This is a genomic window from Phytobacter sp. SCO41 (assembly GCF_003073275.1).
Classification (GTDB): domain Bacteria; phylum Pseudomonadota; class Gammaproteobacteria; order Enterobacterales; family Enterobacteriaceae; genus Phytobacter; species Phytobacter diazotrophicus.
Genome location: NZ_CP027225.1, coordinates 2,780,836 through 2,794,260, shown reverse-complemented (window position 1 = coordinate 2,794,260; position 13,425 = coordinate 2,780,836). Strand labels below are relative to the sequence as shown.

14 protein-coding genes are annotated in these 13,425 nt (G+C 54.1%); 6 read left to right on the top strand and 8 right to left on the bottom strand.

All coding sequences use genetic code 11. The features are described from left to right. The first annotated feature begins 21 nt into the window (after positions 1–21). On the top strand, positions 22–864 hold the full coding sequence (locus tag C5523_RS13605) for an arylamine N-acetyltransferase (protein WP_108701328.1): 843 nt from the start codon (positions 22–24) through the stop codon (positions 862–864). Here C5523_RS13605 and C5523_RS13600 read toward each other — a convergent pair. Then, positions 846–1,436, bottom strand: a complete 591-nt coding sequence (locus C5523_RS13600; protein WP_108701327.1) for a TetR family transcriptional regulator — start codon at positions 1,434–1,436, stop codon at positions 846–848. The genes C5523_RS13605 and C5523_RS13600 overlap by 19 nt on opposite strands. Positions 1,437–1,548: 112 nt before the next feature. Here C5523_RS13600 and C5523_RS13595 point away from each other — a divergent pair, with 112 nt between their 5' ends. Then, positions 1,549–3,051, top strand: coding sequence for an MFS transporter (locus C5523_RS13595; RefSeq protein WP_108701326.1), 1,503 nt, complete (start codon positions 1,549–1,551; stop codon positions 3,049–3,051). On the opposite strand, the gene C5523_RS13590 is transcribed toward C5523_RS13595, so the two are convergent. The 3 genes from C5523_RS13590 to yddG form a co-directional block, all read right to left on the bottom strand. Continuing rightward, positions 3,035–3,511 (bottom strand): RES family NAD+ phosphorylase, encoded by a 477-nt coding sequence (locus C5523_RS13590; RefSeq protein WP_039079059.1) that lies wholly within the window; start codon positions 3,509–3,511, stop codon positions 3,035–3,037. The genes C5523_RS13595 and C5523_RS13590 overlap by 17 nt on opposite strands. Beyond that, complete coding sequence (locus C5523_RS13585; protein WP_071194172.1) at positions 3,511–3,957, bottom strand: antitoxin Xre/MbcA/ParS toxin-binding domain-containing protein; 447 nt, start codon at positions 3,955–3,957, stop codon at positions 3,511–3,513. Before C5523_RS13585 ends, C5523_RS13590 begins: the two co-directional genes overlap by 1 nt. A gap of 65 nt (positions 3,958–4,022) precedes the next feature. Continuing rightward, positions 4,023–4,904, bottom strand: a complete 882-nt coding sequence (gene yddG, locus C5523_RS13580) for an aromatic amino acid DMT transporter YddG (RefSeq protein WP_079497452.1) — start codon at positions 4,902–4,904, stop codon at positions 4,023–4,025. 332 nt (positions 4,905–5,236) lie between these two features. Here yddG and fdnG point away from each other — a divergent pair, with 332 nt between their 5' ends. The 3 genes from fdnG to fdnI are packed head-to-tail and all read left to right on the top strand — an operon-like array spanning position 5,237 to position 9,826. Beyond that, positions 5,237–8,284 carry a formate dehydrogenase-N subunit alpha gene (gene fdnG / locus C5523_RS13575; protein ID WP_103245619.1) on the top strand — a complete coding sequence of 1,016 codons (3,048 nt, stop codon included), beginning with the start codon at positions 5,237–5,239 and terminating at the stop codon, positions 8,282–8,284. Between the two features lie 11 nt (positions 8,285–8,295). Further along, a complete protein-coding gene (fdxH, locus tag C5523_RS13570; protein ID WP_071194176.1) occupies positions 8,296–9,177 on the top strand; it encodes a formate dehydrogenase subunit beta in 882 nt (293 codons plus the stop codon). Continuing rightward, positions 9,170–9,826 carry a formate dehydrogenase-N subunit gamma gene (gene fdnI, locus C5523_RS13565; protein WP_108701325.1) on the top strand — a complete coding sequence of 219 codons (657 nt, stop codon included), beginning with the start codon at positions 9,170–9,172 and terminating at the stop codon, positions 9,824–9,826. Before fdxH ends, fdnI begins: the two co-directional genes overlap by 8 nt. An 83-nt stretch (positions 9,827–9,909) precedes the next feature. Here the strand turns inward: fdnI and C5523_RS13560 are convergent, their stop codons facing one another. The 3 genes from C5523_RS13560 to ppk2 form a co-directional block, all read right to left on the bottom strand. Continuing rightward, positions 9,910–10,233, bottom strand: coding sequence for a CcdB family protein (locus C5523_RS13560; protein ID WP_071194178.1), 324 nt, complete (start codon positions 10,231–10,233; stop codon positions 9,910–9,912). Continuing rightward, positions 10,233–10,424: a hypothetical protein gene (locus C5523_RS13555; protein WP_108701324.1), complete on the bottom strand. Its 192-nt coding sequence runs from the start codon at positions 10,422–10,424 to the stop codon at positions 10,233–10,235. Before C5523_RS13555 ends, C5523_RS13560 begins: the two co-directional genes overlap by 1 nt. Before the next feature lie 169 nt (positions 10,425–10,593). Next, positions 10,594–11,412, bottom strand: a complete 819-nt coding sequence (ppk2, locus tag C5523_RS13550; RefSeq protein WP_039079050.1) for a polyphosphate kinase 2 — start codon at positions 11,410–11,412, stop codon at positions 10,594–10,596. Positions 11,413–11,657: 245 nt separating this feature from the next. On the opposite strand from ppk2, the gene araJ reads away from it, so the two are divergent. Then, a complete protein-coding gene (gene araJ / locus C5523_RS13545; RefSeq protein WP_039079049.1) occupies positions 11,658–12,833 on the top strand; it encodes an MFS transporter AraJ in 1,176 nt (391 codons plus the stop codon). A gap of 40 nt (positions 12,834–12,873) precedes the next feature. Here the strand turns inward: araJ and C5523_RS13540 are convergent, their stop codons facing one another. After that, positions 12,874–13,311 (bottom strand): VOC family protein, encoded by a 438-nt coding sequence (locus C5523_RS13540; protein WP_108701323.1) that lies wholly within the window; start codon positions 13,309–13,311, stop codon positions 12,874–12,876. Between the last annotated feature and the right edge of the window lie 114 nt (positions 13,312–13,425).

Below are 13,425 nucleotides of genomic sequence, written 5' to 3'. Positions count from 1 at the left end.
CATCTATTGCAGGAGCTTCTTATGACCTCGTTTTTGGACGACTATTTCGCCCGTATTGGCTATACCGCTGTCCCCGCTGTGAATCTGGAAACATTGCGTACATTGCATCTGCAGCATAACAGCAGCATTCCGTTTGAAAATATTGAGGTCGTTCTGCCTCGTGAAATCGAACTGAGCGATGAGGCCATCTTTAATAAACTGGTGATTGCCCGTCGTGGCGGCTACTGCTTTGAACAAAATGGCCTGTTTGAGCGCGTATTGCGCGAAATCGGCTTTGAGGTGCGCAGCCTGCTGGGGCGCGTGGTGCTGGCAAATCCGCCGCAGATGCCGCCGCGCACGCACCGTGTCGTGCTGGTGACGTTAGGGGATGAGCAGTGGATTGCGGATGTCGGCTTTGGCGGGCTCACGCTCACTGCGCCTGTACGCCTCAAGGCGGATATTGAGCAGGCGACGCCGCATGGTCTGTACCGCCTTCAACAGGCCGGGCCGGACTGGATTTTGCAGTTTCGCCACCACGATCGCTGGCAGTCTATTTACCAATTTGAGATGTGGCAGCAGTATCAGGCCGATTTTGTGATGGGGAATTTCCACTCGGCGCACTGGCCACAATCGCACTTTCGCCACCATTTGCTAATGTGCCTGCATCAGCCGGACGGCGGGAAATTGACGCTGACTAACTATCACTTCACCCACTGGCGCAACGGGCATGCGGTGGAGGAGAGGACCTTACCGGATACCCAGGCGTTGTATGACATCATGCAGCAACGATTCGGCCTGGGTACGGATGATCCGCATTATGGGTTCAGCGTTGAAGCGCTCGACACCGTGATGTCGCGTTTCGATCTTCACGGGGAAGGGGCGTAAAACAACTCGCGATGAATCATGGCATCCAGGTGTCGATCAAACGCCGCATCGTCGACATCTGGCATGCCAAGCATAGAGATGCCGTCAAGCCCGCAGACCAGGGCAATTAAGCGCCAGGCGATGTTTTCCGTCGAATCATGGCGGATAAACTCACCCGCTTTCACGCCCGCATCAATAATATCGACCACCTTTTCATGCCACATTTCCATCGTCAGCACATAAGCGCCTTTTAACTCGTGCTCTTTGCTTGCCAGCAGTTGGGCTTCCCGCCACAGACGGATATAGGGATCGAAGCCATCTTCATTGCTGCCAAGCATGACATGCAACCGTTCGCGCCAGCTTGCGGATTCGGGTAACAGATCCACATCCAGCAGTTCGCCCATCACCCGCACAAACGCCTGCGCTTTTAGCTCTGCGCCCGAGCTGAAATGGTGATGTACCTGGCCCGTGGCGACACCGGCTTCGCTGGCTATCCTGCGCACGGTCATTCCGGCAAATCCGTCGCTTAAGGCAACGCGTATCGCCGCCTGCAGGATCAATTCCCGGCGCTCATCCCGACTCAAATAGCCCATATATCCCCCTAAACGTGAAGGAAACGGAGTCTAACAAAAAGCTGGACAGTTGTTCAACTTTCCGTAGGATCGCCATTCTGGACGCGTGTCCAACATAAGTTATGAGGAAATTATGGTTCGTCAGTGGTTAACATTGGTCATTATCGTGCTGGTTTATATTCCGGTCGCTATTGATGCCACCGTCTTGCACGTGGCATCACCGACATTGAGTGCAGAGCTGGCAGCCAGCGGTAATGAGTTATTGTGGATCATCGATATCTATTCTCTGGTGATGGCGGGCATGGTGTTGCCCATGGGGGCACTGGGAGACCGCATCGGTTTTAAACGCCTGTTGCTGACGGGCAGCGGTCTTTTTGGGCTGGCCTCCTTTCTGGCGGCCATGTCTGCCAGCGCGGAGCAGTTGATTGCCTCGCGCGCCATTCTCGCCATCGGCGCGGCGATGATTGTTCCGGCGACACTTGCCGGTATCCGCAACACATTTTCAAAAACAGAACATCGCAATATGGCGCTTGGCGTCTGGGCCGCGGTGGGCTCCGGCGGCGCCGCGTTTGGCCCATTGATTGGCGGCTGGTTGCTGGCTCATTTCAACTGGGGCGCCGTGTTTCTGGTCAATGTGCCGATCGTGATGGTGGTGATGGCGTTGACCGCGCGTTATGTGCCTCGCCAGCCGGGGCGGCGTCAGCAACCGCTCAATCTCAGCCAGGCGGTGATGCTGATTGCGGCCATTCTCATGCTGGTATGGAGCGCCAAAACGGCGCTCAAAGGTAGCGTTGCCGCCTGGGGGGTGGTCGCGGTGTTCTTCGTAGGAGCGACACTGCTGGCCGGATTTGTGCGTCGGCAACTGGCGGCGCCTGTCCCGATGATCGATCTGCGCCTGTTCACGCATCGCATCATTCTGAGCGGGGTGTTAATGGCCGTGACAGCCATGGTTGCTCTGGTCGGTTTTGAGCTGCTGATGGCGCAGGAGTTACAGTTTGTTCACGGCTTTACGCCGTTTGCCGCCGGACTGTTTATGCTGCCGGTGATGCTCGCAAGCGGGTTCAGTGGTCCGATAGCCGGTATGCTGGTCTCCCGCCTCGGCTTACGCCAGGTGGCATCCGGCGGCATGGCGCTGAGTGCCTTTAGCTTTTTGGGACTGTCGGTAACGAACTTTTCCACCCAACAAACCCAGGCCTGGATCCTGATGGCGCTGCTGGGGTTTAGCGCGGCCAGTGCGTTACTTTCTTCTACAGCGGCCATCATGGCTGCAGCCCCGAAAGAGAAAGCGGCCGCCGCAGGGGCTATTGAAACCATGGCATATGAACTGGGGGCAGGGCTTGGCATCGCGCTGTTTGGTCTGATTCTCACCCGCAGCTTCTCGTCTTCGATTACGCTACCCGCGGGGTTAAATGACACGCAGGCAGCGCTGGCGTCGTCATCAATTGGTGAGGCATTCCAGTTGGCGAAAGAGGTCTCACCCCCCCAGGCGGAAGGGATTATGCATGCGGCCAGAAGCGCGTTCGTTTCGTCGCATAGCGTGGCATTAAGTACCGCCGGCATCATGCTGATGGTGCTGGCGGTCGGCGTGTGGCTGAGCCTTAAAGGTGTTGACAGACAGGCTAGCAAGGACGGCTAAGACGGGGATCCAGCATAAAGGGTTCGGACTTTACGCTTTTGAGGACTTTCGCCGCCTGTGGGTGTTCGGGGTTAAACAGCGCGTTCCATTCGCCGGTGATGGTACTGGGGACGCGCAGTACCAGCCCGTTTTGCTTTGATGCCAGCCACTCATCGCCGATGTGTTGCGTGGAAACAGGCGGCGGGTCAGCTTTCCAGTCTTCGGGCAGGGCGGTCAAATCCAGCGTCGCGATAAGATTACGCGGTACATCGAGCGTTAAGAAACAGTAGCCCTGGGCGATATCTTCAATCTCAAGATGTACCAGTGTTTCCAGCACGCAGAGAGCTTTTGATTCACCCAGGTAGACGCATTCATGCCCCGGTGAATTCCAGCGTCCGCCAAAGGTTCGCGCGCCGTAACCGTCGAAGGCGGTCAGCGCATAGCGTTCTTTGACCAGACGCCAGAAGGTGACAGTTTCCATTAGCCGATCACACCGTGCTCAAGGCGACCAATCAATGTCAGTACCGCTTCCGCACCGGCAGGGGTCGAGAGAAGCTCTGCGGGTTTTTTACCGCCAAGGCCTTTCGCGGGTTTATTGAGCCAGGTGGCCATACGCTCGCTGTCACCTTCAAATAACTCACGAGCGGCGCTGATCACTCGTGCGAGCGTGTAGACGCGCGCACTCTGTTCTGGTGAAAAGCGTTTTTCCGCGCTGTTAAGCCTGCGGCTATAGGTATTACGATCAATGCCAGCCATTCGGCACAGCGTGATTTCATCAAGAGAGACGGCGCCAGCGATATCACGCAACACACCTGCACTCAGACCGGCATTAATGCTGTCATGAGCGGCAATCGCCGTGGCGGGCAGCCCCAGGATGCTGAGCAGGTCGTGCGGGATCGCGCGTACGCCCGGTGTATAGAGTTGCATTTTTCTGCTCCATCTGTTCATTTGATATTAATTTTAGTTCAAATGAACAGGGGGTGCAATGATCACTACTGACGCCGTGTCGCCCACCAACAAAGCAGGGATCCGCCGCACACCATAAACGCGCCCTGCCAGAAGGAAAAGGAGAGCGGGGCGCTCAACACGGCGGCTGCCAGCGCCGAGGAGAGTACCGGTGTGAAGTACGACGCGGCAGCGAGTACGGCAACGTGGCCGTGTAAAATGCCGGTATTCCAGGCCGCGTAGCCGAAGCCCAGCGCGACGGCGGTCATTGCCAGTTTGATCACCACAGGAAGTGTAAAATGCATGGCGGGTTGATCGGTCAGGGCAAATTTTATCCATAAGGTTGCCGCCGTCAGCAAAATAAAGAGCGTAATGCCATTTGACCCTTTGGCATATTTACTGGTGACGGTACAGTAAGCTGCCCAGATAAATGCACCGGCAAAAGCAAGAGAATAACTTAACGGGCTTGAGAGAATATTTTGTGTAATATCGTGAAGATTCAATCCCTGTTCGCCGCCCAATACCCAGCTCACCCCTATGACAGCCAGAATGAGTCCCGGAATGACCCACAGAGTAGCTTTTTGTCCATTAAACAGGATCGCAAATAGAATGGTTAAGCTCGGCCATAAATAGTTAACCATGCCGACTTCTATCGCCTGCTGGCGTGTTGCGGCAAACCCCAGTGACAGGGCGAGGCAGAGTTCATAGCTGACAAATAAAACGCTGCCCATCAGTAAATAGCCGCGAGGGAAACGGCGAATATCTGGAAAACCGACCGTGAGAATAAGTAAAATGCCGCTCAGGGTATAAATCATCGCCGCACCGCCGACCGGACCTAAGCCTTCGCTGACTGCGCGAATCAGCCCCACCATCGTACTCCACAACACGATGGCTAACAGCCCGGTCAACGTGGCTCTCTTCTTATTCATGTAACTCTATTCCCTTAAAAAACAGCAAAGAGGGAATTTATAGCACTTTACTTAGCATGCCTACTAATAAATCACGATGCAATATCACCCCTTTAGGGGTAATTAAATGCGTCAGAAAAGACTATTAAGAAGTTGCTGCGTTGCAATATTGATTTGCCGCAAATTACGCAGGGATATAGCTGTTAGTTTTCCTCGCCAGTACACCCGTCATATTTCAAGTTGCCGATGTGTTGGCTGCGTTCGCTTTTCGTAAGCATCAGGGAATCCGTTCTCTTGCCGCCTTTGCGCAACTCGAATTATTCAGGGTCTCTCTTCATATAACGAGGAACACAATGGACGTCAGCCGCAGGCAGTTTTTTAAAATCTGCGCGGGTGGTATGGCCGGGACAACCGTTGCTGCGTTGGGATTTGCCCCCAAAGCGGCACTGGCGCAGGCGCGAAATTATAAGCTCCTGCGTGCGAAAGAGGTTCGAAATACCTGCACATACTGCTCCGTAGGTTGCGGGCTATTAATGTATAGCCTGGGTGATGGGGCGAAAAATGCCCGTGAATCGATTTACCACATTGAAGGTGACCCGGATCATCCGGTTAGCCGCGGCGCGCTGTGCCCGAAAGGGGCGGGCCTGCTCGATTATGTTCACAGTGACAACCGTCTGCGCTACCCGGAATACCGCGCCCCGGGGTCTGACAAATGGCAGCGCATCTCCTGGCATGACGCCTTCGAACGTATTGCCAGACTGATGAAAGATGATCGTGACGCCAACTTTGTAGAGAAGAATGCGCAAGGTGTAACGGTCAATCGCTGGCTCTCCACCGGGATGCTGTGCGCCTCGGCAGCCAGCAATGAAACCGGCATGCTGACGCAAAAATTTGTGCGCTCTCTCGGCATGCTGGCGGTAGACAACCAGGCGCGCGTCTGACACGGACCAACGGTAGCAAGTCTTGCTCCAACATTTGGTCGCGGTGCGATGACCAACCACTGGGTTGATATCAAAAACGCGAACGTCGTGATGGTGATGGGCGGTAACGCCGCTGAGGCACATCCTGTGGGATTCCGCTGGGCGATGGAAGCAAAAAACAGTAACGATGCGACGCTGATTGTCGTCGACCCGCGCTTTACGCGTACGGCGTCGGTGGCGGATATCTATGCGCCAATCCGTTCCGGTACCGACATCACTTTCCTGTCGGGCGTACTGCTGTACCTGATCGAAAAGAACAAAATCAATGCCGAATACGTCAAGCACTACACCAACGCCAGCCTGCTGGTGCGGGACGATTTTGCCTTTGATGACGGCTTGTTCAGCGGCTATGACGCGCAAAAACGCCAGTACGATAAATCCTCCTGGCACTATCAGTTCGATGAAAACGGCTATGCCAGACGGGATGAAACGCTGACCCATCCGCGCTGCGTGTGGAACCTGCTAAAAACGCACGTTTCCCGCTATACGCCGGAGGTGGTGGAAAATATCTGCGGTACGCCAAAAGAAGACTTCCTGAAAGTCTGCGAAGTGCTGGCCTCCACCAGCGCGGCAGACCGGACCACCACCTTCCTGTATGCGCTGGGCTGGACGCAGCACACCGTGGGCGCGCAGAACATCCGCACTATGGCGATGATCCAACTTCTGCTCGGCAATATGGGCATGGCTGGCGGCGGCGTTAACGCGCTGCGCGGTCACTCCAATATTCAGGGCTTAACAGACTTAGGGTTGCTGTCGACCAGTCTGCCGGGCTATCTGACGCTGCCGTCAGAAAAACAGGCAGATCTGCAATCTTATCTCACGGCAAATACACCGAAAGCCATGCTGCCCGATCAGGTGAACTACTGGGGTAACTATCCGAAGTTCTTCGTCAGTCTGATGAAATCTTTCTATGGCGATGCCGCGCAGAAGGAGAACAACTGGGGCTTTGACTGGCTGCCGAAGTGGGACCAGGCCTATGACGTTATCAAGTATTTCAACATGATGGATAAAGGCAATGTCACAGGCTACCTCTGCCAGGGCTTTAACCCGGTGGCGTCTTTCCCGGACAAAAACAAAGTGGTGCGCAGCCTGAGCAAGCTGAAATACATGGTGGTTATCGATCCGCTGGTCACGGAAACCTCTAATTTCTGGCAGAACCACGGCGAAATGAATGATGTGGATCCGATGGCCATCCAGACCGAAGTTTTCCGTCTGCCATCGACCTGTTTTGCCGAAGAGGAGGGTTCAATTGCCAACTCCGGGCGCTGGCTACAGTGGCACTGGAAGGGGCAGGATGCGCCGGGTGAAGCGCGCAATGACGGTGAAATTCTGGCCGGGATTTACCATCGCCTGCGCGAGATGTATCGAAGCGAAGGCGGCAAAGGTATTGAACCGCTGCTCAAAATGCGCTGGGCGTATAAGCAACCTGAAAGCCCCGAGCCTGAGGAAATAGCAAAAGAGAACAACGGCATTGCGCTGGCGGATCTCTACGACCCGGCGGGGGCGTTGATTGCGAAGAAAGGGGAGTTACTGAGCGGTTTTGCGCTGTTGCGAGACGACGGAACCACCGCGTCTTCCTGCTGGATTTATACCGGTAGCTGGACCGGGCAAGGCAACCAGATGGCTAACCGCGATAACGCTGACCCGTCAGGGCTTGGCAATACGCTGGGCTGGTCCTGGGCGTGGCCAATGAACCGCCGCGTGCTTTACAACCGCGCTTCGGCGGATATCAACGGTCAACCCTGGGATCCGAAACGCATGCTGATCCAGTGGAACGGCAGTAAATGGGCGGGTAACGATATCCCGGACTTCAACACCGCACCGCCGGGCAGCGCGACCAATCCGTTCATCATGCAGCCGGAAGGGCTGGGACGCCTGTTTGCGCTTGATAAGCTGGCAGAAGGGCCGTTCCCGGAACACTACGAGCCGATGGAAACGCCGCTCGGCACGAACCCGCTGCACCCGAACGTGATCTCCAGTCCGGTCGTCCGTCTGTACGAAGACGATGCCGCCCGTCTTGGCAAGAAAGACAGGTTTCCGTATGTCGGCACCACTTACCGTCTGACGGAGCATTTCCACACATGGACCAAACATGCGCGCCTGAACGCTATCGCGCAGCCGGAACAGTTTGTCGAGATAAGCGAAGGGCTGGCGAAAGCCAAAGGCATTGCCAACGGCGACCGCGTGAAGGTCAGCAGCAAGCGTGGCTTTATTCGCGCAGTGGCGGTGGTTACGCGTCGTCTGCGCACGCTGCACGTTGACGGCCAGCAGGTGGAAACCATTGGCATTCCGCTGCACTGGGGATTTGAAGGGGTGGCGCAGAAAGGCTACATCGCCAATACCCTGACACCCAACGTCGGCGATGCGAACTCGCAAACGCCGGAGTACAAGGCGTTTCTGGTCAACATCGAGAAAGCGTAAGGAGCGACGATATGGCAATGGAAACACAGGACATTCTCAAGCGCTCCGCGACAAATCCCATCACCCCCGCGCCACGTGCGCGGGATTATAAAGATGAAGTGGCCAAGCTGATTGATGTCTCTTCCTGCGTGGGCTGCAAAGCCTGCCAGGTGGCCTGCTCTGAGTGGAATGATATCCGCGATGAAGTCGGGCACTGCGTCGGGGTGTACGACAACCCGGCGGATCTGAGCGCCAAATCCTGGACGGTGATGCGCTTTAGCGAAACCGAGCAGAACGGCAAGCTGGAGTGGCTGATTCGCAAAGACGGCTGCATGCACTGTGAGGATCCGGGTTGTCTGAAAGCTTGCCCATCCGCCGGGGCCATCATCCAGTACGCCAATGGGATTGTTGATTTCCAGCAGGAAAATTGTATCGGCTGCGGCTACTGCATCGCCGGGTGCCCCTTTAACGTCCCGCGCCTCAATAAAGAGGATAACCGGGTCTATAAATGCACCTTGTGTGTGGATCGCGTGAGTGTCGGCCAGGAGCCGGCCTGCGTGAAAACCTGCCCAACCGGGGCCATTCACTTTGGTACCAAAAAGGAGATGCTGGACGTCGCGCAGGCGCGTGTGGAGAAACTCAAAAAACGCGGCTATCCGAATGCGGGGGTCTACAACCCGCAAGGCGTTGGCGGCACACATGTGATGTATGTGCTGCACCATAATGACCAACCGGCGTTGTACCACAACCTGCCGAAGGATCCGGCCATCGACACGACCATCAGCCTGTGGAAAGGGGCGCTGAAACCGCTGGCTGCCGCCGGCTTTATCGCCTCGTTTGCCGGGTTGATTTACCACTACATCGGCATTGGGCCGAATAAAGAAGTCGATGACGACGAGGAGCATCATGAGTGATTCGAAAATAATTGTGCGCACCCGGTTTATTGATCGCGCCTGTCACTGGACGATGGTTATCCTCTTCTTCCTGGTGTCGCTGTCGGGGATCTCGTTTTTCTTTCCGACGCTACAATGGCTGACGGAGACCTTTGGTACACCGCAGATGGGGCGCATCCTGCACCCGTTCTTTGGCGTTGCGGTCTTCCTGCTGCTGATGGTGATGTTTGTGCGCTTTGTGCATCACAACATCCCGGACAGGCAGGATATTCCCTGGCTGAAAGGGATTGTGGAGGTACTGAAAGGCAACGAGCACAAGGTCGCGAAAGTCGGCAAATATAACGCCGGGCAAAAGATGATGTTCTGGACCATCATGAGTATGATTTTTATCTTACTTGTATCCGGTATCATCATCTGGCGCCCCTGGTTTGCCCCATATTTTCCGATTCAGGTGATCCGCTATAGCCTGCTGATTCACGCAACCTCTGCCATTATCCTTCTTCACGCCATCCTGATTCATATGTATATGGCGTTCTGGGTGAAAGGCTCAATTAAAGGGATGATCGAAGGGAAAGTGAGCCGCCGCTGGGCACGCAAACATCATCCGCGTTGGTACCGTGAGGTCGAAAGACAGGAAGCCAAAGAAGAGAACATGCACGGGCTCAGATAGCGTTCGCCGGGTATGCCAACTGCGTATTTACCCGCTTACCCGGCCTGGCGCGTTCACAGGCGTCAGGCTGGGGAGGGTGATGGTCAGACATTGGTGATCAACGCGTCGATGGCATTGACGACGTCTCGCCTGGCCGACCTGAGGTTACAAATAAAATCTTTATGATGAATCCGCGACGTTTCCAGATTTGTCAGCATCGGTGAATAAAGCGTTAGCGATTCAAACTCGACATTAATTTTGGGTGCGACATTGAGATGCCATAAAGGCAGCTTTGGGTTTCGCATAAGAGGAATGATGACTCGGGTAGAAAAATCATCATAACAATCGTCCTGAACAATCATATAATATGGCAATACTTTATTGGTTTGCGAAGAAGGATTTCGATATACATTAAATTGTCTCAGCATTAAAGCACCCTAAAATATTCGTCATCCGTAATAGTTCCATGTTCTGCAACAAACTCATTCATCGCTCGAATAAATTCCTTTTCATTTTCAGATAGCTTCGTACCATTAGGCTTTCCTTTTGGTTTCGCCTGTGGCGCGTTGCTTCTGGCATGTGAACGAGGCGCCTCACTATGTACGGAATAATTTTTCATCAGTTCATCTCCCTTGTGTTTATGTAAACATTATCAATCCCCCCGCACAAAAAACAATACTGAACCCCCTGGTAATTCCCTTTCTGCGAGAACAATTCCAGAAAAAAAGAAACACGTGAAATAAAGGCAACTGCATCGGCAGCGGTAACCGATGCAGGAAGACACTTATTCAGAACGGTTCGGGAATAATACGGAAAGGATAATGGGTGGGTTTAACTTTACCTATTTTGCGTTTCGGGAACTCCACAGGATCGTCCGGAATATCCTCATAAGGGATCTGCGTTAGCAGGTGGGTAATGATATTCAGCCGTACACGTTTTTTGTCTTCGGAGCGGGCGACAAACCACGGTGCCCATGAGGTATCGGAGGCTTCGAACATCGCGTCTCGCGCAACAGTGTAATCATCCCAGCGGTCGAAGGATTTGATATCCATGGGGGATAGCTTCCAGGTCTTGCGGCCATCGTTCACGCGGTCGCGCAGACGGCGTTCTTGCTCTTCCGGCGTCACCTCAAGCCAGTATTTCAACAAGATAATGCCGGACTCAACCATAGCGCGCTCCATCATTGGGATGCTTTCCAGAAATTTATCTACTTGTTCCATTGTGCAAAAACCCATCACGCGTTCAACCCCGGCGCGGTTGTACCAGCTACGGTCAAAGATAACAATTTCACCTGCCGCCGGCAGATAGGGAACGTAACGCTGCAGATAAAGCTGGCTTTTTTCGCGCTCAGTGGGGGCGGGCAGGGCGACAACGCGGAAGATACGTGGACTGACGCGTTCAGTAATGGCTTTGATGGTGCCGCCTTTGCCCGCGCCATCACGCCCCTCAAAGACGATGCAGACTTTGAGCCCTTTGCTGACAACCCAGCGCTGAAGTTTTACCAGTTCAACGTGAAGCCGGCGTAACTCTTTCTCATATTCCTTGTTTTTAAGCGGCGCCGCAGGAGGTGCGTCAGCGATGGTGCTGATGTTTTTCTTCTTTCCCATGACTCTCTTCCTCTTTCAAATAAATAACGAGACGCCTAAGAAGTGTAATGGTCGGTTCAGGTGCGCGCGAAAATTACTCGTGTCATTGTATTTCAGGGGGTTCCGATATATCGCACAGGGTATGAAAACATTCACAGCCTGAGCTGAATGTATGGATGAATATGCCAGCAGGAGAGTTTGAACTGGTTCACACTTAACGAATGGTCGATAATGCTTGTTGCATTCTATTAACATGTGGTTGTGGTATGAAAAAGACGATTTTTTCGTTAGCACTGGGCACTTTTGGCCTTGGCATGGCGGAATTTGGCATTATGGGTGTGCTGACCGAACTGGCGAAAGATGTAGGGATCTCCATTCCGTCGGCGGGCAATATGATCTCCTTTTATGCTTTTGGCGTGGTGATCGGCGCGCCGATTATCGCCGTGTTCTCCAGCCGTTTTTCCTTGAAAACCATTCTGTTGTTCCTGGTCGCCATGTGCGCGGTGGGGAATACAATTTTTACCTTTTCATCGTCATATACCATGCTGGCCATCGGCAGGCTGGTGTCGGGGTTCCCTCATGGCGCGTTCTTCGGCGTTGGGGCAATTATTCTGTCTAAAATCGCTCCTCCGGGAAAAGTGACACTGGCCGTTGCGGGTATGGTCGCCGGGATGACGGTAGCTAACCTTGCGGGTGTACCGCTGGGAACCTGGCTTGGTCATGCCTTTAGCTGGCGCTACACCTTTATGCTGATTGCGCTATTTAATTTGCTGGTGCTCGTTTCCATTCTCCTCTGGGTTCCCCAACTTTTTGATAAATCCGAAACCCGTTTTACCGAACAGTTTCGCTTTCTGAAAAAGCCAGAGCCGTGGTTTATCTTCGCCGCCACCATGTTTGGCAACGCGGGCGTCTTCGCCTGGTTCAGCTTTGTGAAGCCATTTATGCTGAACGTTTCCGGCTTTTCGGAAATGTTCATGACAGTCATCATGATGCTGATGGGGCTGGGAATGGTCTTGGGTAATCTGTTAAGCGGCAGATTGTCGGGACGATATAGTCCGCTGCGTATCGCAGCCACCACCGATCTGGTGATAGTCCTGTCTTTGCTGCTGCTGTTTGCTTTCGGCGAAAACAAAGTCGCCTCTTTAACGATGGGGTTTATCTGCTGCGCGGGTCTGTTCGCTCTGGCGGCACCGCTACAAATTCTGCTGTTACAGAATGCCAAAGGTGGTGAATTACTGGGGGCGGCAGGAGGGCAAATTGCCTTTAACCTCGGCAGTGCCATCGGCGCTTATTTTGGCGGCCTGATGATCACGCTCGGTCTGAGTTGGGATTACGTCACCTTGCCCGCCGCAATCCTTTCGTTCTCGGCCATGTCAGCGCTGCTTATGTACGGGCGCGTAAAGGCGAAGCGGGTTCGGGCTGACGTTAGCGCACTGGCCTGAAAAAAACGCTCTCAAGGGAGCGTTTTTCGTCACATCACAATTAATCGCGCAGCCACGGCGTAATGCTTAAGCCCACCAGAATGCCTTCCGGGCTGAGAAAGCGGGTGATGCTTTGTCCCCAGGGCTCAAGGCGGTTATCCACGAGCAGGGCGTAGCCTTCCTCGCGCAGCACACGGGTTGCGCTGTCAAGATCGGCGACTTCGAACTCAATCCAGCTTTGCGGCGCGGGAATATCGGCAGGCCATACTTCTGTGCCAAAGCAGGACTGTGCCGCCTGATGCAACGGCCAGAGTGCAAAATGTTTTGCGCCGTCCAGCGCGCCATGTTCGGCTAACAGGTAATCTTCATTGCCCTCCATGGGCTTAATGGGAAGACCTAACGTCTCCTGGTAAAGTGCTTTACTGTCGCCCACGTTGCGTGGGACTGGGCCAAAACCTGCAATAAACAACACATCCAGGCCACGGGTCGAAATATCCATATCTGTTTCACCTCAGTCGGTATGCGGAAAAATATCAATAAGACAGCGCACGTATAACGGCATGCAAAAAAATATGCGGTTATGCGGGGCCATTTTTAGCGCTTACATTGCTTT

Coding starts and splice junctions, on each gene's coding strand:
- C5523_RS13540 (WP_108701323.1), bottom strand. CDS start 13,311: ATGGATATTTCGACCCGTGGCCTGGATGTGTTGTTTATTGCAGGTTTT.
- C5523_RS13600 (WP_108701327.1), bottom strand. CDS start 1,436: ATGGGCTATTTGAGTCGGGATGAGCGCCGGGAATTGATCCTGCAGGCG.
- fdnI (WP_108701325.1), top strand. CDS start 9,170: ATGAGTGATTCGAAAATAATTGTGCGCACCCGGTTTATTGATCGCGCC.
- C5523_RS13595 (WP_108701326.1), top strand. CDS start 1,549: ATGGTTCGTCAGTGGTTAACATTGGTCATTATCGTGCTGGTTTATATT.
- fdxH (WP_071194176.1), top strand. CDS start 8,296: ATGGCAATGGAAACACAGGACATTCTCAAGCGCTCCGCGACAAATCCC.
- C5523_RS13560 (WP_071194178.1), bottom strand. CDS start 10,233: ATGCTGAGACAATTTAATGTATATCGAAATCCTTCTTCGCAAACCAAT.
- araJ (WP_039079049.1), top strand. CDS start 11,658: ATGAAAAAGACGATTTTTTCGTTAGCACTGGGCACTTTTGGCCTTGGC.
- C5523_RS13605 (WP_108701328.1), top strand. CDS start 22: ATGACCTCGTTTTTGGACGACTATTTCGCCCGTATTGGCTATACCGCT.
- C5523_RS13585 (WP_071194172.1), bottom strand. CDS start 3,957: ATGCAACTCTATACACCGGGCGTACGCGCGATCCCGCACGACCTGCTC.
- C5523_RS13555 (WP_108701324.1), bottom strand. CDS start 10,424: ATGAAAAATTATTCCGTACATAGTGAGGCGCCTCGTTCACATGCCAGA.
- ppk2 (WP_039079050.1), bottom strand. CDS start 11,412: ATGGGAAAGAAGAAAAACATCAGCACCATCGCTGACGCACCTCCTGCG.
- C5523_RS13590 (WP_039079059.1), bottom strand. CDS start 3,511: ATGGAAACTGTCACCTTCTGGCGTCTGGTCAAAGAACGCTATGCGCTG.
- yddG (WP_079497452.1), bottom strand. CDS start 4,904: ATGAATAAGAAGAGAGCCACGTTGACCGGGCTGTTAGCCATCGTGTTG.